Raw genomic sequence first — 22,767 nt, 5'->3', positions numbered from 1 at the left:
GTGCGCGGGTCGGCGATCAACCAGGACGGTGCGAGCAACGGCCTCACGGCGCCGAACGGCCCGTCGCAGCAGCGGGTGATCCGCCAGGCGCTGGCGAATGCGGGCCTGACGACGTCGGATATCGACGCTGTCGAGGCACACGGGACCGGCACGACGCTGGGTGACCCGATCGAGGCGCAGGCCCTGATCGCGACATACGGGCAGGGGCGGGCCGAGGACCGGCCGCTGTGGCTGGGGTCGCTGAAGTCGAACATCGGCCACGCCCAGGCGGCTGCCGGTGTGGGCGGCATCATCAAGATGGTCATGGCGATGCGGCACGGCGTGCTGCCGCAGACGCTCCACGCGGACGAGCCCACACCACACGTGGACTGGTCGGCGGGCGCTGTGAAGTTGCTGAACGAGCCCCAGGACTGGCCCGAGTTCGGCCACCCCCGGCGGGCGGCGGTCTCGTCGTTCGGGTTCAGCGGCACGAACGCACACGTGATCATCGAGCAGGACGAACGTACGGATTCCACTGTCGAGACGGACCGACCGGAACCGTCGCTGGTGCCGTGGGTCATCTCGGCGCACAACGCGGAGGCGCTGGCCGCCCAGGCGGCCCGTCTGCGGGAATGGGCTGCAGGGGCTGCCGAGACCTCTCCTGCCGTGGTGGGCCGGGCGCTGGTCGACAGCCGGGTGCCGCTCGATGAGCGGGCGGTTGTGGTGGGCGCCGACCGGGACGAGCTGCTGACGGGCCTGGAGGCACTGGCCTCCGGGACATCGGCTGCCGGTGTGGTGACCGGCAGTGGTACGGGCGGGAAACTCGCGCTGCTGTTCGCCGGGCAAGGCAGTCAGCGGCTGGGCATGGGCCGCGAACTGGCAGCCACGTTCCCGGTGTTCGCTGCCGCGCTGGACGAGGTGTGTACGGTTCTGGATCCGCTGCTGGCACACCCGCTACGGGACGTCGTCCACGCGGAGCCGGGTTCGGAGCTAGCTGGGCTGCTCGACGAGACCGGGATGACACAACCGGCCCTGTTCGCCTTCGAGGTGGCCCTGTACCGGCTGCTGGCCTCGTACGGAGTTACGGCGGACGTACTGGCCGGGCATTCCATCGGTGAGCTGGCAGCCGCGCATGTGGCGGGGGTCTTCTCGCTGGAGGACGCGTGCCGTCTGGTGGCGGCTCGTGCCCGGCTGATGCAGGCACTGCCGTCTGGTGGCGCCATGCTCGCCGTCGCCGCACCCGAGGCGGACGTACTTCCGCTGCTGGAAGGCCGCGAGCACCACGTGAGCATCGCGGCCGTCAACGGACCCGCCGCCGTCGTCATCTCCGGTGCGGAGTCCGCGGTCGAGGACATCGGGCAGCTGCTGGCCGATCGGGAGATCCGGACCCGCAGGCTGCGGGTCTCGCACGCCTTCCACTCCCCTCTGATGGACCCCATGCTGGACGACTTCCGGCAGATCGCCCAGACCCTCACCTACGCGGAGCCCACCATCCCGGTGATCTCCAACGTCACCGGTGAGCTTGCCGAACACGGCCAGCTCAGCACCCCCGACTACTGGGTGCGGCACGTCCGCGAGGCGGTCCGCTTCGCGGACGGCGTGACAGCGGCCCGTGCAACCGGTGCCACTCTCTTCGTCGAGATCGGCCCCGACGGCGTCCTCACCGGCCTCGCCCAGCAGACCCTCGACACCGACGACAACACCGCATTCGTCCCGGCCGTCCGCAAGAACCGCGACGAGACACGCGCCGTAGTCGAAGCGCTGGCGACGCTCCACACGTGCGGCGTACGCGTCGACTGGGCACCGTACTTCGCCACCGTGCCGGCCCAGCACGTGGCGCTACCGACCTACGCCTTCCAACACGAGCACTACTGGCTCAACTCGACATCCAGGACCGGCGACGTCACCACCGCCGGACTCGCGCCCATCGACCATCCCCTCCTCACCGCCGCCGTGCCCTCCCCGGACAGCGACCACCTCACCCTCACCGGACGGCTCGCCCTCACCACCCACCCTTGGCTCGCCGACCACAACGTCCTCGGAAACGTACTGCTCCCGGGCACGGCAGTCGTGGAGCTGGCATTGGAGGCCGCAGCACAGACCGGTGACTGCGAAGCAGTGGCCGAACTGACCCTGGAAGCACCGCTTGTCCTTCCTCAGGAAGGGTCCGTGCAACTCCAGGTGCTGGTAGACAGTCCTGACGACGCGGGGCTGCGCGGCATCACGGCCTTCTCCCGGGTCCAGGACACATCGAACTGGCTGCGGCACGCACAAGGCACCCTGTCACCCGTCGAGTTGGCACCGTCGTACGACCTGACGCAGTGGCCGCCGCTCGGCGCACAGCCGGTCTCGCTGGACGGGCTGTACGACTACCTTGCCGGGGCGGGTCTTGCGTACGGACCGGTCTTCCAGGGACTGACGTCCGCATGGCGCGACGGTGACGAGGTCTACGCCGAGATCACACTGCCGGAACAGGCCCACGGAGACGCGGCACGCTTCGGCCTGCACCCCGCCCTCCTCGACGCCGCCCTGCATGCCATCACCCTCGGCATCGTGCTGCCGAAGGCCGAAGAGGGCCGTCCCTACCTGCCGTTCGCCTGGTCCGGGGTCTCCCTGTCCGCCGTGGGTGCCACCTCGCTACGTGTCCGCATGGCACCGACAGGACCGGGCGAGGTGTCCGTGGACATCGCGGATCCGTCCGGGCTGCCGGTCGCCTCCGTACGGTCGCTCGGGGTCAGGACGGCATCCGCTGAACAGCTCGAATCCGCGGTGTCGGAGGCCTCGGCGGGCTCCCTCTTCGGACTGGAGTGGACGGCCCTGCCTCCGACGGCTGTCGCGAAGGCGGGCACGCCGGGGCGGGTCGTCGCCCTGGGCGGTGCCCCGGTGTCCGCTCCGCGTGACGGTCTCACCGCTTCCTACGCCGACCTGTCCGCGCTGCGCGAGGCCATCGGCGCGGGCGAGGACGTGCCCGACGTCGTACTCGTAGAACTGCCGCAAGCCGAGCCGACCGGGGAAGGAACGGACACTGCTGTGGCGAGCGGCGTGGACGTACTCGCCGAGACCCGGCGCAGCATGTACGCGACGCTCCAGCTGCTTCAGGATTGGGTCGCTGACGAGAGCCTGGCCGACAGCCGACTGGTTCTTGTGACCACCGGGGCGGTCGCCGCACGCGACGGCGACATACCTGAACTTTCGGTCGCGCCCGTCTGGGGGTTGGTCCGGTCCGCGCAGTCCGAGTACGGCGGACGGTTCACACTGCTGGACACGGACGGTCATGCCGACTCGACGCTGGCGATCCTGGCGGCCTGCGCCACCGGCGAACCTCAAGTGGCCGTGCGCCACGGCGCCTTGCACGTACCCCGCCTGGCGGTTGTCCCGGAGAGGACCGGAGCGACCGGCGCGACCGGAGCGACCGGCGCGACCGGCGCTGGCGAGCCGACGGCCTGGAACCCTGAGGGCACAGTGCTCCTCACCGGAGGCATGGGAGAACTCGGCGCGCTGGTCGCACGCCATCTCGTCGCCGAACACGGCGTACGCCACATGCTGTTGGCGGGCCGTCGGGGCATCGAAGCGCCGGGGGCCGACGTCCTCGTGGCGGAGCTGGAGTCGCTCGGCGCGGAAGTCGGCGTCGCGACCTGCGATGTGCGTGAACGGGAGCAGATCGCCGCGCTGTTGGGGTCGATCCCCGCAGCACGGCCGTTGACGGCGGTTGTCCATCTGGCCGGCATCGTGGACGACGGCGCGGTGGCATCGCTCTCCGCAGCGCACATCGACCGGGTCTTCGGCCCGAAGGCCGACGCTTCCTGGCACCTGCACGATCTGACCAAGGAACTCGGTCTTTCGGCCTTCGTCCTGTTCTCGTCGATCGCCGGCACGGTGGGCAGTGCGGGCCAGGGGAACTACGCCGCAGCCAACGTCTTCCTGGACGCTCTCGCCCTCCATCGGCGCGCCCAGGGGCTGCCCGCCACCTCGCTCGCCTGGGGGCTGTGGGATCTCGGCAGCGGTATGGCCGGTGCGCTGAGCGCGGCAGATGTGGCACGCCTCGCGAGGACCGGAGTCGCGCCGCTCCCGGCAGCCGAGGGCCTGGCGCTCTTCGACGCCGCTCTGTCGCTCGACGCGGCGTCGGTCGTTCCGGGCCGCCTCGACACTGCGGCCCTTCGCAGGCAGGACGAGATCCCGGCCGTCTTCCGTGGTCTGGTCAGGTCTCCGGTACGGCGTGCGACGGCGGGCAGCGCGGCGCAGACGGCTTCGGGTGTGCTTGCGGGCCGGTTGCGCGGGCTGCCGACCGAGGAACAGGTGAGCGCACTCCTGGACCTCATCCGTACCCACGTCGCTCTCACGCTGGGACACGCCTCCTCCCAGACCGTCGACACGACCATTGCCTTCAAGGATCTCGGCTTCGACTCCCTCAGCTCCGTCGAGCTCCGCAACCGGTTGAACACCGCCACAGGCCTGCGTCTCCCCGCGACGCTCCTCTTCAACTTCCCGACCTCCGACGCACTGGCCGCACATCTCCGCGACCAACTCGTGGGCACCGTGGCCGAGCTGAAGCCCGTCGCCTCCGCCAGTTCGCCCGTGAACGACGACCCGATCGCGATCGTCGGGATGGCCTGCCGCTATCCCGGAGACATCACCTCCCCCGAAGACCTGTGGCGCCTCCTTGTCCAGGCCGACGACGCAATCACCACCTTCCCGACCAACCGCGGCTGGGACCTGGACGGGCTCTACGATCCCGATCCCGAGCACTCCGGCACGAGTTACGCACGAGAGGGCGGCTTCCTCCACGAAGCCGACCGCTTCGACCCCGGGTTCTTCGGGATCTCACCCCGTGAAGCCACGGCCATGGACCCGCAGCAGCGGTTGTTGTTGGAGACCTCGTGGGAGGCGATCGAGCGGGCAGGGATCGACGCGGCGGGACTGCGGGGCAGCCGTACCGGTGTCTTCACCGGTGTGATGTACCACGACTACGGTTCCCGACTGCCGCAGGCCCCGGAGGGGTTCGAGGGATTCGTCATCAACGGCAGCGCGGGCAGCATCGCCTCGGGCCGGGTGTCGTACACCTTCGGGCTGGAAGGCCCTGCGGTAACGGTGGACACGGCATGCTCGTCGTCACTGGTGGCACTGCATCTCGCGGCGCAGGCTCTGCGGTCGGGCGAGTGCGACATGGCCCTTGCCGGCGGCGCCACGGTCATGGCAACGCCCAACGTCTTCGTCGAGTTCTCGCGCCAGCGCGGGTTGTCGGTCGACGGCCGCTGCAAGGCGTTCTCGGCGTCGGCGGACGGTACCGGGTGGGCCGAGGGCGTCGGCATGCTGCTCGTGGAGCGCCTGTCGGACGCGCGCCGGAACGGTCATCCCGTGCTGGCGCTGGTGCGCGGGTCGGCAATCAATCAGGACGGAGCGAGCAACGGCCTCACGGCACCGAACGGCCCCTCACAGGAGCGGGTGATCCGCCAAGCGCTCGCCAACGCCGGACTGACGACGGCAGACATCGACGCCGTGGAGGCACACGGGACCGGTACGACGCTGGGCGACCCAATAGAGGCGCAAGCGGTACTGGCGACGTACGGGCAGGACCGGTCGAAGGACCGGCCGCTGTGGCTGGGGTCGTTGAAGTCCAACATCGGTCACACGCAGGCGGCTGCGGGTGTGGGCGGCATCATCAAGATGGTCATGGCGATGCGGCACGGCGTGCTGCCGCAGACGCTGCATGTCGACGCGCCGTCGCCGCACGTGGACTGGACGGCGGGCGCCGTCGAGCTGCTGACGAAGGCGCAACCCTGGCCGGAGGTCTCCCGGGCCCGCAGGGCGGCGATCTCGTCGTTCGGCGTCAGCGGCACGAACGCCCATGTGGTCATTGAGCAAGGCGAGTCGGCGGGCTCGGCTTCGGAGGCTCAGGGCGAGGTTGACGGGCCGGCTCTGCCGCTCGTGCCGTGGATGGTCTCCGCCCGCAACCCGGAGGCACTGGCCGTGCAGGCCGAACGCCTGCGGGAGTGGGCGGTGCGTTCTCCGGAGGCGGATGTCGCTGCGGTGGGCCGCGCGCTGGTGTCCTCGCGGACGGTGCTGGACGAGCGGGCAGTTGTCGTAGGAGCCGACCGGAATGAGCTGCTGGCGGGTCTGGAGGCGCTGGCGTCGGGCGCGTCCGCGGCGGGTGTGGTGAGCGGCAGTGGTACGGGCGGGAAGCTGGCGCTGTTGTTCGCCGGGCAGGGTAGCCAGCGGCTCGGCATGGGCCGGGAGTTGGCAGCTGCGTTCCCCGTGTTCGCTGCTGCCTGGGATGAGGTCTGTGGGATTTTGGATCCGCTGCTGGCGCACCCGGTACGGGATGTCGTCCACGCGGAGCCAGGTTCGGAACTGGCCGGGCTGCTGGACGAGACCGGCATGACACAGCCCGCCCTCTTCGCCTTCGAGGTGGCGCTGTATCGGTTGCTGGTCTCGTACGGCATCACCGCCGACGTACTGGCCGGACACTCCATCGGTGAACTGGCGGCCGCACATGTGGCGGGGGTGTTCTCTCTGGAGGATGCGTGCCGTCTGGTGGCGGCGCGTGCCCGGCTGATGCAGGCGCTGCCGAGTGGTGGCGCGATGCTCGCCATCGCTGCCCCCGAGGCTGAGGTGCTGCCGCTGCTGGCAGGCCGCGAGCACCAGGTGAGCATCGCGGCCGTCAACGGACCTGCCGCCGTGGTCATCTCCGGTGCGGAGTCAGCGGTTGAGGACATCGGTCAGCTGCTGGCGGATCGCAAGATCCGGACGCGCAGACTGCGCGTCTCGCATGCCTTCCACTCTCCTCTGATGGACCCGATGCTGGCGGAGTTCCGGCAGATCGCCCAATCACTCACCTACCACGAGCCGACCATTCCGCTGATCTCCAACGTCACCGGTCAGCTCGCCGAACAGGGCGAACTCACCACCCCCGACTACTGGGTGCGGCACGTCCGTGAGGCGGTTCGTTTCGCGGACGGCATCACCGCAGCCCACTCGACAGGCGCCACGCTGTTTGTCGAAGTCGGCCCCGACGGTGTCCTCACCGGCCTCGCCCAGCAGACCCTCGACGGCGACGAGAACACCGCCTTCGTTCCCGCCGTCCGCAAAGACCGCGACGAGGCGCGGGCCGTGGTCGAAGCCCTCGCCACCCTTCACACCCACGGCGTACGCGTCGACTGGGCCACGTACTTCGACCGCACCCCACTCCGTCACCTCGAACTGCCCACCTACGCCTTCCAGCGAGAGCGCTACTGGCTTGAGTCCGGATCAGCCGCCGGTGATGTCACCACCGCCGGGCTCATCTCCGTCGACCACCCGCTCCTCAGCGCGGCGACGGACGTGGCGGGCGGGGAATCGATGGTCTTCAGCGGCCGGCTGTCCCTGGCGACACAGCCGTGGTTGGCCGACCATGCCGTCAACGGCACCGTCGTGCTCCCGGGCGCCGCGCTGGCCGAACTCGCCATCCGCGCAGGCGACGAGACCGGCACCCCCGTACTCGAAGAACTCACTCTTCAGGCCCCACTCGTGCTGCCCGAACACGGCAACGTGCAGCTTCAGTTGGTGGTCGATACGGCCGATGCCGAGGGTAAGCGGCGGTTGACCGTGTACTCGCGCGCCGAGGACGACGGTCTCGCCGCCACCTGGACCGAACACGCCGAGGGCACACTCGCACCTCCCACACCCTCCGCACCCACGCTGTCCACCGACCTGACGCAGTGGCCGCCGCAGGGCGCGGAGCCCGTCGCTGTCGGCATGCTCTATGACGATCTGGCCCGAAAGGGGGTCGAGTACGGGGCGGTCTTCCAAGGTCTGACCGGCGCGTGGCGGCTGGGTGAGGAGATCTTCGCGGAGGTCACGCTGCCCGAGCAGGCACACGCGGGCTCCGAGCGCTTCGGACTCCACCCGGCCCTTCTCGACGCGGCCTTGCACGCCATCGCCCTCGGCGACTTCCTGCAGGACGACGCGGAAGGCCGCCCCTATCTGCCCTTCGCCTGGAACCACTTGGTCCTGCACGCGTCGGGGGCGACCAGACTCCGCGTCCATGTCACGCCCACAGGTGCCGATGGCCGGGTGGCGCTGACCCTCGCGGACGGCACCGGCGCGGCCGTGGCCGACATCGGGTCCCTGGTACTGCGTCCGGTCTCCACCGATCGGGTTGCGGGCACGGCGGTCAGCCGTTCCCTGTTCCAGGTCGCCTGGACCGCTGCGCCCAGCTCCTCCGTCCCCGCTGACGTGCTGAGCTGGGGCGAAGTCGGAACCGAAGGCTTCGGCGTGATGGCCGGGGACCTTCCGGAGTATGTGCTGCTGCGGCTGCCTGAGCCGGCGACCGATGATGTCCCGGAAGCGGCCCGCGCGTTGACCCATCATGTACTGGGTGCGGTGCAGGAGTGGCTGGTGGACGGGCGGCTCGCTGCTTCCCGTCTGGTGGTGGTCACCCGGGGCGCGGTGGCCGTGGACGCGGGTGGCGATGCTGATCCGGTACAGGCCGCCGTGTGGGGTCTCGTACGGGCCGCGCAGGCGGAGCAGCCGGACCGGTTCGTGTTGCTCGATCTGGACGACGACCCCGCATCCGCCGGGGCGATCAGCGCCGCACTCGCGACCGGTGAGCCGCAGCTCGCGATCCGCGCGGGCGGGATACGGGTACCTCGGCTGACCCGGGCCGCCGTGCCCGGCTCGGACGGGACCGTCTTCGGGTCCGAAGGCACCGTCCTGGTCACCGGCGGTACGGGTGGCCTGGGTGCGCTGGTGGCCCGGCGTGCGGTGGTTGAGCACGGTGTGCGCCATCTGGTGTTGGCGAGCCGGCGTGGAGCGGACGCACCCGGCGCTGAGGAGCTGGTCGCGGAGCTGACCGAGTACGGCGCTCAGGTGGACGCGGTTGCCTGCGACGTCACCGACCGCGACGCCCTCGCCGCACTCATCGCCTCCATACCCGCCGACCACGCCCTGACCGGAGTCGTCCACACCGCAGGTGTCCTGGACGACGCCACGATCATCTCGCTCACGCCGGACCGTATGGACTCCGTCCTGCGGCCCAAGGCGGACGCCGCCTGGCACCTCCACGAACTCACCCGCGATCTCGACCTCACCGCGTTCGTGCTCTTCTCCTCCGTATCCGGCACCCTCGGCGCGGCAGGGCAGGCCAACTACGCCGCCGCCAACACCTTCCTCGACGCGCTCGCCCACCATCGCCACGCCCGGGGTCTGGCCGCCACGTCCCTCGCCTGGGGACTGTGGGAAACCGGCGGCATGACCGGCCAACTCGCCGAAACCGACCTCCGCCGCCTCGAACGTGGCGGCATCAGCCCACTCTCGCCCGACGACGGCCTCGCCCTCTTCGACGCCACACTCAGCTCCGACCAACCCACCCTCGTTCCGGCCCAGTTCGTGCTGTCTTCGTTCACGGGCGACGCCGCCGCACCGTCGATGCTTCGCGGGCTGCTGCGCCCCGCGTCGCGGCGCAGCGCGCACACCGCCGGCACTTCAGAGAACGGACTCGCGGGGCAGCTCGCCGGACTCGCTCCCGCCGCGCGTGAGCAGCTCATCATCGATCTGGTCCGTGACCACCTGGCGCAGGTCCTCGGTTTCGCCGACCAGCAGGCAGTGCCCCGGGATCGCGCGTTCCAGGATCTCGGGTTCGACTCCCTGACCGCGGTCGAGTTCCGCAACCGGCTCAACACCGCCACCGGACTCCGGCTCCCCACCACGCTCGTCTTCGACTACCCGACGCCCACGGCGCTCGCCGACTATCTGGCCACCGAACTCCTCGGCACCACCATCGACACCCCCACCGCCGTCGCCACCACAGGGGTCAGCGACGACCCGATCGCCATCGTCGGCATGGCCTGCCGCTACCCCGGAGACATCACCTCACCCGAAGACCTGTGGCGACTCCTCGTCCAAGGGGACGACGCGATCAGCGCCTTCCCCACCAACCGCGGCTGGGACCTGGACAAGCTCTACGACCCGGACCCCGAGCACACCGGGACGAGCTACACACGTCTGGGGGGTTTCCTCCACGACGCCGACCACTTCGACCCTGGGTTCTTCGGGATCTCGCCGCGGGAAGCTCTCGCCATGGACCCGCAGCAGCGACTGCTGCTGGAGACCTCCTGGGAGGCGATCGAGCGGGCCGGGATCAACGCGACCGAGCTACGGGGCAGCCGAACGGGTGTCTTCGCCGGGGTGATGTACCACGACTACGGCTCGCAAATCGGTTCGCTGCCGTCGGAGTTGGAAGGCATGGTCGGCACCGGCAACTCGGGCAGCGTCGCCTCCGGCCGGGTGGCCTACACCTTCGGTCTGGAAGGCCCGGCCGTCACCGTCGACACCGCCTGCTCGTCGTCCCTGGTCGCCTTGCACTGGGCGGTGCAGGCGCTCCGGTCGGGTGAGTGCGACATGGCGCTGGCCGGTGGTGTCACGGTGATGGCCACGCCGAACACGTTCATCGAGTTCTCCCGACAGCGCGGTCTGTCGGTCGACGGTCGGTGCAAGGCATTCTCCGCGTCCGCCGACGGCACCGGCTGGGGCGAAGGCATCGGCATGCTCCTCGTCGAACGACTCTCCGACGCCCACCGCAACGGACACCCCGTCCTCGCCGTCGTACGCGGATCAGCCATCAACCAGGACGGCGCCAGCAACGGCCTCACCGCCCCCAACGGCCCCTCACAACAACGAGTCATCCGACAAGCCCTCGCCAACGCCCACCTCACCACAGCAGACATCGACGCCGTCGAAGCCCACGGAACCGGCACCACCCTCGGCGACCCCATCGAGGCACAGGCACTCCTGGCGACGTACGGACAGGACCGGGCGGACAACGAACCTCTGTGGCTCGGCTCCATCAAATCCAACATCGGCCACACCCAAGCCGCCGGAGGCGTCGCCGGCATCATCAAAATGGTCATGGCCATGCGCCACGGTGTCCTGCCGCAGACCCTGCATGTGGATGCGCCGTCGCCGCACGTGGACTGGTCGGCGGGCGCGGTCGAGCTGCTGACGGAGGCCCAGGAATGGCCCGAGTCCGACCGCCCTCGGCGAGCAGCGATCTCCTCGTTCGGGATCAGCGGCACCAACGCCCACGTAGTCATCGAACAGGGCGAGTTGGCCGACTCGGCCGTCGAGGCTGACAGGCAGGCACTGCCGCTCGTGCCATGGATGATCTCCGCCCGCAACCCGGAAGCACTGGCGGTCCAGGCCGCACGCCTGCGGGAATGGGCGGAGGATGCTCCGGATACGGATATCGCCGCGGCGGGGCTGGCGTTGGTGTCCTCGCGGACGGTGCTTGACAAACGAGCCGTCGTCGTCGGAGAAGACCGGGAAGACCTGCTGGCCGGTTTGGCGGCGCTGGCCTCCGGGACGTCTGCCACGGGTGTCGTGACCGGTAGTGGTACGGGTAAGAGGCTCGCGCTGCTGTTCGCCGGACAGGGCAGTCAGCGGCTGGGCATGGGCCGCGAACTGGCAGCCACGTTCCCGGTGTTCGCTGCCACGCTGGACAAGGTGTGTGCGGTTCTGGATCCGCTGCTGGCACACCCGGTACGGGACGTCGTCCACGCCGAGCCAGGCTCGGAACTGGCCTCACTGCTGAACGAGACCGGCATGACACAGCCCGCCTTGTTCGCCTTCGAAGTGGCCCTGTACCGGCTGCTGGTCTCGTACGGCATCACCGCCGACGTACTCGCCGGACACTCCATCGGTGAACTGGCAGCCGCACACGTTGCCGGGGTCTTCTCCCTGGAGGATGCGTGCCGCCTCGTCGCAGCACGAGCCCGGCTGATGCAGGCCCTGCCCACCGGCGGCGCCATGCTCGCCATCGCCGCCCCCGAAGCGGACATTCTCCCGCTGCTGGCAGGCCACGCGCACGATGTAAGCATCGCGGCCGTCAACGGACCTACCGCCGTCGTCATCTCCGGTGCGGAGTCAGCGGTCGAGGACATCGGGCAGCTGCTGGCGGATCGCAAGATCCGGACGCGCAGGCTGCGCGTCTCGCACGCCTTCCACTCGCCGTTGATGGAACCGATGCTGGCGGACTTCCGGCAGATCGCCCAGAGCCTCACCTACGCCGAGCCGACCATCCCGCTCATCTCCAACGTCACCGGACAGCTCGCCGAACCCGGCCAACTCACCACCCCCGACTACTGGGTACAGCACGTCCGTGAAGCAGTCCGCTTTGCAGACGGCCTCACCGCAGCCCATGCAGCAGGCGCCACCCTCTTCGTCGAGGTCGGCCCCGACGGCGTCCTCACCGGCCTCGCCCAGCAGACCCTCGACACCGACGAAGGCACCGCGTTCATCCCGGCCGTGCGCAAGGACCGCGACGAGACACACGCCTTGCTCGAAGCCCTCGCGACCCTCCACACCCACGGCACACCCGTCGACTGGACGTCCTACTTCGCCACCACCGCCTCCCGCCATCTCGACCTGCCCACCTATGCCTTCCAAAGCCGGCGGTACTGGCTGGAGTCCGGCGTCCCGGCGGGAGACATGGCATCGGCGGGCCTGGTGACGGTGGAGCACCCGTTGCTCAGCGCATCGGCCGAGCTGCCTGGTTCCGATGGGGTGCTGCTCACCGGTCGGCTGTCGCTGGCGGCCCAGCCGTGGCTCGCCGACCACGCGGTCAACGGCACCGTCGTCCTCCCGGGCGCCGCGCTGGCCGAACTCGCCGTCCGTGCAGGCGACGAGACCGGCACACCTGTACTCGAAGAACTGGCGCTCCAGGCCCCACTCGTCCTGCCCGAGCACGGCAACGTGCAGCTCCGACTCACTCTCGGATCGGCCGACGACAGCGGCCGACGGCCGGTGGCGATTCACTCGCGAGCCGAAGGCGGCCATGCGGGAGATGGAGACTGGCAGCGGCACGCCGAGGGTGTCTTGGCCGACACGGCTCCAACGCCCGCCTACGACCTGACGAATTGGCCGCCGCAGGGCGCGCAGGCGGTCGACGTGCAGGACCTGTACCGCGATCTGGCGGTCCAAGGGCTGGAGTACGGCGAGGTCTTCCAGGGCGTGACCGCCGCATGGCGCGACGGCGACGGGGTCTACGCCGACATCACGCTTCCCGAGGAGGCGCACGCGGACGCCGGCCGTTTCGGTATCCATCCCGCGCTCCTCGACAGCGCTCTGCATGCCGTCGGCCTCGGTGACTTCCTGGGCGAGACCGTGACCGGGCAGCCGTATCTGCCCTTCGCCTGGGACCAGTTCGCCCTGTACGCGACCGGAGCGACGGCCCTGCGGGTCCGGGTCACCTCCACCGCGGACAGGCGGATCGCTCTCGCCCTCTCGGACGCCGCCGGTGCGCCGGTCGCCGAGATCGGGTCGCTGACCTTGCGCCCGCTTGCCGTTGACAGCCTGGCCCAGTCTGGGACACGACACGGTGACTCACTGCTCCGGATCGACTGGACGGCTCTGCCCTCCGGTGCGGACCTGCCGGAGCCCCGGTGGGCCGTGCTCGGCAGCGACGACCTCGGCACGGGCGCTGAGACCTGTCCGAGTCTCTCCGCCCTCGCCGAGCGGGACGACGTTCCCGCGTATGTGCTGATCGCCACCCCCGGCCCCGCAGCGAGCAAGCCGGACATGGATGTTCTGGATTCGGTGCACCGGATCACGCACACCATGCTGGCGCGTGTCCAGGAGTGGCTGACGGCCGATCGATTCGACGGCTCGCGGCTCGTGGTGGTCACGCGTGGCGCGGTGGCAACGGATCCGGCGGCCGACGCCGATCCGGTACAGGCAGCGGTATGGGGTCTGGTACGAGCCGCCCAGGCGGAACAGCCGGACCGGCTCACCGTGGTGGACCTGGACGACGATCCCGCGTCGGTACGCGCTCTCGGCCGGGCGCTGGCCGCAGACGAGCCGCAACTCGCCCTGCGTGCTGGTGAGATACGGGTTCCACGGCTGACCCGGGCAGCCGTACCCAGCTCGGACGCAACCGCCTTCGGATCCGAAGGCACCGTCCTCATCACCGGCGGCACCGGCGGACTCGGTGCCTTGGTCGCCCGCCGTCTCGTCACCGAGCACGGCGTACGCCACCTGCTCCTCGCCAGCCGACGCGGACCCGACGCCCCCGGCGCCGACGACCTCCTGACCGAACTCACCTCGCTGGGAGCCCACGTCACCACCGCAGCCTGCGACGTCACCGACCGCGACGCCCTCGCCGCACTCATCGCCTCCATACCCGCCGACCACCCGCTGACCGGGGTCGTCCACACCGCCGGCACCCTTGACGACGCGACCATCGCGTCGCTCACGCCCGACCGTATGGACTCGGTCCTGCGGCCCAAGGCGGATGCCGCCTGGCACCTCCACGAACTCACCCGCGATCTCGACCTCACCGCATTCGTGCTCTTCTCCTCCCTCTCGGGCATCCTCGGCGCGGCAGGACAGGGCAACTACGACGCGGCCAACGCCTTCCTCGACGCCCTCGCCACCCACCGCCACACCGAGGGTCTGCCCGCCACCTCCCTCGCCTGGGGCCTGTGGGAGACCGGCGGCATGGCAGGTGTCCTGGGCGAGGTCGACCTGGAACGCATGCGGCGTTCGGGGGTTGCCGCTCTGTCCGCCGAGCAGGGTCTCGATCTCTTCGACCTCGCGGTTCGCAGCGATCATGAACTCCTGGTTCCCGTACGTCTCAACGTGCCGGCCCTCCAGGAGCAAGCCCGGTCGGGTGTACTGCAACCGATCCTGCGTGGAGTCGTACGCACGCCCGTACGTCGCGCGAGCAGCGGTGCCGGGACGGCCGGAGCTGACGGAAGTCTGCGCCAGTCGCTTTCCCGTCTCACCGACGCCGAACAACGTGACGAGCTGGTGCGGTTGCTCACTTCGCAGCTGGTTGCGGTCCTCGGATTCTCCGACGAGCAGGAAGTGTCCCGGGACCGGACCTTCCAGGATCTCGGGTTCGACTCGCTCACCGCGGTCGAGTTCCGCAACCGGCTCAACACCGCAACCGGGCTCAGGCTCCCCACCACACTCGTCTTCGACTACCCCACACCGACCGTGCTCGCCGACCACCTGGCCACCGAACTCCTCGGCACCACCACAGACGCCCCCCTCGCCGTCGCCACCACAGCGGTGAACGACGACCCGATCGCCATCGTCGGTATGGCCTGCCGCTACCCGGGCGGCGTGGTTTCGCCCGAAGGCCTGTGGGATCTGCTCGCGCAAGCTCGCGACACGGTCTCGGGCTTCCCGACCGACCGTGGCTGGGACCTGGACAAGCTCTACGACCCGGACCCGGCGAGCCGGGGCACGTCGTACGCCCGCCACGGCGCATTCCTGCACGACGCGGGCGAGTTCGACCCGGGGTTCTTCGGGATCTCGCCGCGTGAGGCCCTTGCCATGGACCCGCAGCAGCGACTGCTGCTGGAGACGTCGTGGGAGGCACTGGAGCGGGCGGGTGTTGACCCGGCCGGGCTGCGGGGCAGCAAAACGGGCGTCTTCGCCGGCGTCATGTACCACGACTACGGCTCTCAGTCCGGTGAGACGCCGCCGGAGCTGGAAGGGCTGGTCGGGACCGGCAACTCGGGCAGCGTCGCGTCGGGTCGGGTGTCGTACACCTTCGGTTTCGAGGGTCCTGCGGTAACGGTCGACACGGCGTGCTCGTCGTCACTGGTGGCGTTGCATCTTGCGGTGCAGGCACTGCGGTCGGGTGAGTGTGACATGGCGCTGGCCGGTGGTGTGACGGTGATGGCCACGCCGAACACGTTCATCGAGTTCTCCCGGCAGCGCGGGCTGTCGGTCGACGGTCGGTGCAAGGCCTTCTCCGCGTCCGCCGACGGAACCGGCTGGGGCGAAGGCATCGGCATGCTCCTCGTCGAACGACTCTCCGACGCCCGGCGGAACGGTCATCCGGTCCTGGCAGTCGTACGCGGATCAGCCATCAACCAGGACGGCGCCAGCAACGGCCTCACCGCCCCCAACGGCCCCTCACAACAACGAGTCATCCGACAAGCCCTCGCCAACGCCCACCTCACCACAGCAGACATCGACGCCGTCGAAGCCCACGGAACCGGCACCACACTCGGCGACCCCATCGAGGCACAGGCGTTGCTGGCGACGTACGGACAAGACCGCCCCGAAGACCACCCCCTGTGGCTCGGCTCCATCAAATCCAACATCGGCCACACCCAAGCCGCCGCAGGCGTCGCCGGCATCATCAAAATGGTCATGGCCATGCGCCACGGCCTACTCCCCCAGACCCTGCACGTGAACGCCCCGTCACCACACGTCGACTGGTCCGCAGGCGCTGTCGAACTCCTCACCGAGGCCCAGCAATGGCCCGAGTCCAACCACCCTCGGCGAGCAGCGATCTCCTCGTTCGGCATCAGCGGCACCAACGCCCACGTAGTCATCGAACAGGGCGAGACCGAACCGCAGGACGTCACCAACGCGGCGGAAGCGCCGTCGGTGCTGCCGTGGCTGATCTCCGCGCGCAGCGCAGCCGCCCTCGGCGCACAGGCCGAGCGCCTGGGGACGTGGACCACCGACGACGGCAACCTGGCGGATGTCGCTGCGGTCGCCGAGGCACTGGTCTCCTCACGTGGGGTCCTGGATCACCGGGCGGTGGTGGTCGCCGAAGGCCGTGACGAGCTGCTGGCCGGCCTCAAGGCGCTGGCGTCCGGGACAACGACTGCCGGTGTGGTGACGGGCAGCGGGACGGGCGGGAAGCTCGCGCTGCTGTTCGCCGGACAGGGCAGTCAGCGGCCGGGCATGGGCCGCGAACTCGCCGCCGCGTTCCCGGTGTTCGCTGCCGCCTGGGATGAGGTGTGTGCGGTTCTGGATCCGCTGCTGGCACACCCGCTACGGGACGTCGTCCACGCCGAGCCGGACTCGGAACTGGCCTCGCTGCTGAACGAGACCGGCATGACACAGCCCGCCCTGTTCGCCTTCGAAGTGGCGCTGTACCGGCTGCTGGTCTCCTACGGGATTACGGCGGACGTACTGGCCGGACACTCCATCGGTGAACTGGCAGCCGCACACGTTGCCGGGGTCTTCTCCCTGGAAGGCGCCAGCCGCCTCGTCGCAGCACGAGCCCGGCTGATGCAGGCCCTGCCCACCGGCGGTGCCATGCTCGCCATCGCCGCACCCGAAGCGGACATTCTGCCGCTGCTGGCGGGCCACGAGCATGAAGTGAGCATCGCGGCCGTCAACGGACCCGCCGCTGTGGTGATCTCCGGTGCGGAGTCAGCGGTCGAGGACATCGGGCAGCTGCTGGCGGATCGCAAGATCCGGACGCGCAGACTGCGCGTCTCGCACGCCTTCCACTCGCCGCTGATGGACCCGATGCTGGCGGAGTTCCGGCAGATCGCCCAGAGCCTCACCTACGCCGAGCCGACCATCCCGCTCATCTCCAACGTCACCGGACAGCTCGCCGAACCCGGCCAACTCACCACCCCCGACTACTGGGTACAGCACGTCCGCGAAGCGGTCCGCTTCGCAGACGGCGTGACGGCGGCTCGTGCGACCGGTGCCACCCTCTTCGTCGAAGTCGGTCCGGACGGTGTTCTCACCGGTCTTGCCCAGCAGACCCTCGACGGCGACGAGACCACGACCCTCATCCCGGCCGTCCGCAAGGACCGTGACGAGACACGCGCCCTGCTCGAAGCCCTCGCCACCCTCCACACCCGTGGCGTACGCGTGGACTGGACGACGTACTTCGCCAACGCGCGCCGCCAGCACGTGGAACTGCCCACCTACGCCTTCCAACACCAGCACTACTGGCTGAAGTCCACGGCAGCGGCCGGTGACGTCACGACCGCCGGTCAGGCTGCCGTCAACCATCCGCTCCTCACCGCCGCCATTCCCTCGCCGGAAAGCGGCCAACTCACCGTGACCGGAAGGCTCTCCCTCACCACCCACCCCTGGCTGGCCGACCACGCCGTCAACGGCACGGTCATCCTCCCGGGCGCCGCGCTGGCCGAACTCGCCATCCGCGCAGGCGACGAAACCGGCACCCCCGTACTCGAAGAACTCACCCTCCAGGCCCCACTCGTCCTGCCCCCGCACGGCAGCAGTCAGCTCCAACTCGTTCTCGGAGCGGCCGACGCCACCGGCAGGCGGTCGTTGACCGTGTACTCCCGTACCGAGGACAGCGACCTGACAGCGCCCTGGACCCCACACGCACAAGGACTACTGGCCGCCACCGCCGAGGCACCGCACTTCGACCTGCTCCAGTGGCCCCCGAAGGACGCTGAGCCGCTGGCAGTGGACGTCCTCTACGACGACCTGACTGATCTGGGACTGGAGTACGGCGATGTCTTCCGGACCCTGACCGCCGCATGGCGCGACGGGGACGACGTCTACGCGGACATCACCCTCCCCGAGCAAGCCCACGCGGACGCGGCGCGCTTCGGCATCCACCCCGCCCTCCTCGACGGCGCCCTGCACGCCATCGCCCTGGGCGACTTCCTGCCGGCCGACGAAGCCGGCCGACCCCATCTGCCCTTCGCCTGGAACCAGATGACCCTGCACGCGACCGGCGCCACTCAGCTCCGTGTCCGCATCACCGCCGCCGGCGGCGCGATAGCTCTCGCGATGGCGGACGGCACCGGCGAACCGGTCGCCGACATCGCCTCCCTCACCCTGCGGCCCGTCTCCTTGAGCGGACTGTCCTCCGGCCAGCCCCGCGACGCTCTCTTCCAGTTGGACTGGTCGGTGGCGGATGCGGCGCCGGGCACCACGGTGGCTCCGGCGTATACGGAGCTGTCGGATCTCTCCGAGCTGGCAGTTGGTGATGTTCCGGAGTATGTGCTGCTGAGGCTGCCTGAGCCGACATCCGCAGGGGTGCCGGAAGCGGTCCGCGCGCTGACGCATCACGTGCTGGGTGCCGTGCAACAGTGGCTGGTAGACGAGCGCTTCGCCGCTTCCCGACTGGTGGTCGTCACCCAGGGCGCGGTGGCCGTCGACCCGTCCGGGGATGCCGATCCGGTACAGGCCGCGGTCTGGGGTCTCGTACGCGCCGCGCAGGCCGAGCAGCCGAACCGGTTCGTGCTGCTGGATCTGGACGACGACCCCGCATCCACCAACGCCATCGGCAGCGCACTGTCGACCGGTGAGCCGCAGCTCGCAATCCGTGCGGGCGGGACACGGGTGGCTCGGCTGACCCGGGCCGTCATTGCGGAGACGCGAGACGAGACGGTCTTCACGCCGGACGGCACCGTCCTGGTCACCGGTGGCACCGGTGGTCTCGGTGCTCTGGTCGCCCGCCGTCTCGTCACCGAACACGGCGTACGCCACCTCCTCCTCGCCAGCCGGCGCGGACCCGACGCCCCCGGCGCCGACGGCCTCCTGACCGAACTCACCGCGCACGGGGCCCAGGTCACCGCCACCGCGTGCGACGTCACCGACCGCGACGCCCTCGCCGCACTCATCGCCTCCGTACCCGCCGACCACCCGCTGACCGGTGTCATCCACACCGCCGGTGTTCTGGACGACGCTACGATCCCGTCCCTCACCCCGGACCGGATGGATACGGTTCTGCGGCCCAAGGCGGATGCCGCCTGGCATCTCCACGAACTCACCCGCGACCTCGACCTCACCGCGTTCGTGCTCTTCTCCTCCGTCTCCGGCACCCTCGGCGGCGCCGGACAGGCCAACTACGCCGCCGCCAACGCCTTCCTCGACGCCCTCGCCACCCACCGCCACACCCACCACCTCCCGGCGACCTCACTCGCCTGGGGACTATGGGAAACCGGCGGCATGACCGGCCAACTCGCCGACACCGACCTCCGCCGCCTGGAGCGCACCGGCATCACCCCCCTCACACCCGACGACGGCCTCACCCTCTTCGACGCCACACTCAGCTCCGACCAGCCCACCTTCGTTCCCGCCCAGTTCGACCTCAAGGCCATCGGTGCGGCGGTCGGCCAGGTGCCAGGCATGCTGCGCGGGCTGGTACGGGGCACCGCGCGGCGTTCGGCAGCCTCGGCCGAGGTGCGGGCGGACGCGTTGGCGCAGCGGTTGGCGCCGCTGGGTGCCGAGGAGCGGCAGTCGGTGATGTCGGGGCTGGTACGGGGCCAGGTGGCGGCTGTGCTGGGCATCGCCGACGGCTCGGCGATCGAGCCGGACCGGCAGTTCCAGGATCTCGGCTTCGACTCCCTGACCGCGGTGGAGCTTCGCAATTATCTGACGGCGGCCACCCGGCTGCAGTTGCCCACCACGCTCATCTTCGACTACCCGACGCCTCGCGCCCTGACTGCCTTTGTCCTGGAGCAGTTCTTCCCGGAGGCGGCGACTGTCGTGACGGCGCAGCGCGGCGATGCGGAGGTGCGCGGGCTTCTGACGGCGATCCCGGTGGCGAAACTGCGCGAGTCGGGGCTGTTGGACGCGCTGCTGGAGCTGGCCGACGCGCAGGGTCCGGACGACCTCGAAAGGGCGGAGGACGCCGACGAGGCGATCGACAGCATGGACGTGGACAACCTGATCCAACTGGCCATGGAGGGCGGGGACTCCTAGGGCCTCCACTGCCCCCCATTCACCGACCGGTCCGTCACCACGGTGGCGCCGAGATTCGAAAGAAGTGCCGATGAACCTCAACACCACCTGGAACACTCTTCGTTCGGGCTCGGACGAGCTCATCCTCTGTGCCGACTTCCACACGACGGGCCGCCCGGAGGCCGGGTTTCCCGACCTGGTGGCACAGCTCGGCCATGACGCCACGTTCTGGCACGTCAATCCGCCGGTCGTCGCTCCCGGCTCCGGGACGGACGTGAAGGAGTACGTACAGTCCTGGCTGGAACCGGTGCGCGAGCAAGGGCTGACCGTGCGCGCGGTCTTCGGGTACTGCGTGGGCGCCGTGTACGCGGCCGCGCTGGCCGACGAGTTGGCCGGGTCGCAGGCGCAGGCGCCCCAGGTCGTACTGTTCGATCCTGAGCCGACCAGCATGGAGACCATCCGCTACCAGTTCGGCAATGTCTTCGGCATGCTGTCGTCGATCCTCACCGAGGAGGACGTCGCGGAGACGCAGGGCGAGGTCGAGCGCCTGATCCAGGTCGACGGCATGACGGTGGGGAATTACGCGTCGGAGCTGTACAGGACGTTCCGCCAGGTCGGTGAGCGCGCGTTCGAGCGGGCCGGGCTCGATCAGGAGTACGGCACCGAGATGTGGGCGCTGTTCAGTGCGTTCCTCTCCTACCTGAGCTTCGCCGACCGGCTGGATCCGCGCGACCGCTGGCTGGAGTCCACCGCGCTGAGTTCGTCCGGCGAGTACAACGGCCTCAACCGGCTGCGCAGAACAGGCGAGTTCGGTGCGGGCGAGCTGGTGGCGCGGGAGATCAGGTTCGACGCCGGCCATGGTGAGCTGCTGCGTTCCGACGGCGTCGCGCAGGCCGTCGGCAAGCTTCTGGAGAGGTGACTGTGACGACCAACCAGGTATCCGGCGAGGTCGCCCGCTCCGCGGTGGCCCGGCAGCGGGCCACGCACAAGGAGGAAGCGCTTTGGCTTCTGGAGGAGTTCGTGCCCGGCACGGGTGTGAACAACCTCAGTGTGGCGTTCCGTGTGGAGGGGCGGCTGCGGCGGCCCGTCCTGCTGGAGACGCTGACGCTGCTGCTGCGCCGCCACGAGGTGTTGCGTACGGTCTTCCGGGCCGGCGCCGAGGGGTTGACGCGGGAGACCCTGTCGCCTGACCAGACCGCGTTGCGGATCGTGGAGGGTGAGCCGGGCGACGGCGGGGCGCGGGCGTGGCTGACCCGGTTCGTGGCTGAGCCGTTCGGGCCGGACGGCCGGCCGCTGGTGCGTGCGGCGGTTGTGCCTGAGGGGTCCGGCGAGGTCTTCTGCCTGGCGGTCCACCACGCCGTCTTCGACGGTCTGTCGTCCGCGCTGCTGCTCGGCGAGTTCGTGTCCCTGTACGGCACGCTTGCCTCGGGGGCGGTGCCGGAGCCGGCGGCCGTGGCCGTTGTGCCTGCCTGGCGGGAGCCTGCGCCGAACCCGGCCAGTGCGGAGTTCTGGCGCGGGAAGCTGGCCGGGTTCCGGGCCACTGAGTTGGATCTGTGGTGCCAGAAGCCGGATGCGGCGGAGACGACGCTCGCCGGTGATGTGATCAATCATGTTCTCTCGCCGGCCGCGCGTGACGCGGTGCGGCTGATGCGGCGCGAGTTGCGGGCGCCCGAGTCGGTGGTCCTGCTGGCGGCGTACGGGGTCCTGCTGGCGGCGCACGGCGCCGGGCCCGATCTCACGATCGGTTCGCCCGTCAGTGTGCGCACACCGGAGGCGGCGCAGACGATCGGCTACCACATCAACGTACTCACCCTGCGGACACCGGTCGACCGGGCGGAGAGCTTCCGGAAGTTCGTCCGGTTGGCGCGCCGTACGTTCATGGAGGCGATGGCGCACGCGGACTATCCGGTGGACGATCTGCTGGAGGCCGTGGAGCGGGACGCCTCGTCGTGGCGGAACAATCTCTTCCGGCACACGTTCAACTACGTCCCGGCCGCGATGGACGGGGAGTTCGTCCTGGACGGGCAGCTGGCCACGGCCGTGGTGGTGGAGAACAGTTCCAGCAAGTTCGACCTGGAGTTCTTCGTGACCTCCACCCCGGAGGACATCAAGGTGCGGGCGGCGTTCTACGTCGACGTGCTGGACCGGGCGGATGTGGAGCTGCTGCTGGCCCGGTACGACGATCTGCTGGTGACGCTCGCGCGCCGGCCGGACGAGCCTCTCGCGGAGATACAGGTGTGGAGCGGGCGGGACACGGAGGTGATCGGGGCCGCGAACGCCACGGACCGGCCCGTGAAACCCACGACCGTGCTGGAATCGATCGCGCGGCGGGTCTCGGCCTCCGGCGCTGCGGAGTCGGATTCGGGGCGGGAGTCGGAGACAGGG

3 protein-coding genes are annotated in these 22,767 nt (G+C 69.9%); all 3 read left to right on the top strand.

The genetic code is table 11. From position 1 onward, the window contains the following. Positions 1 to 20,403 (top strand): type I polyketide synthase, encoded by a 20,403-nt coding sequence (locus HY68_RS45420; protein ID WP_241778664.1) that lies wholly within the window; start codon positions 1 to 3, stop codon positions 20,401 to 20,403. Positions 20,404 to 20,473: 70 nt separating this feature from the next. Further along, complete coding sequence (locus HY68_RS23625; RefSeq protein WP_041991951.1) at positions 20,474 to 21,301, top strand: hypothetical protein; 828 nt, start codon at positions 20,474 to 20,476, stop codon at positions 21,299 to 21,301. A gap of 2 nt (positions 21,302 to 21,303) precedes the next feature. Beyond that, positions 21,304 to 22,767: condensation domain-containing protein (locus HY68_RS23620; protein ID WP_041991949.1), on the top strand; the 1,464-nt coding region annotated here is incomplete at its 3' end.

The sequence above is a fragment of the Streptomyces sp. AcH 505 genome, from assembly GCF_000818175.1.
In the GTDB taxonomy this organism is placed as follows: domain Bacteria; phylum Actinomycetota; class Actinomycetes; order Streptomycetales; family Streptomycetaceae; genus Streptomyces.
Note: the sequence above shows the minus strand (reverse complement) of the source record. Positions and strands in the feature narration are given on the sequence as shown.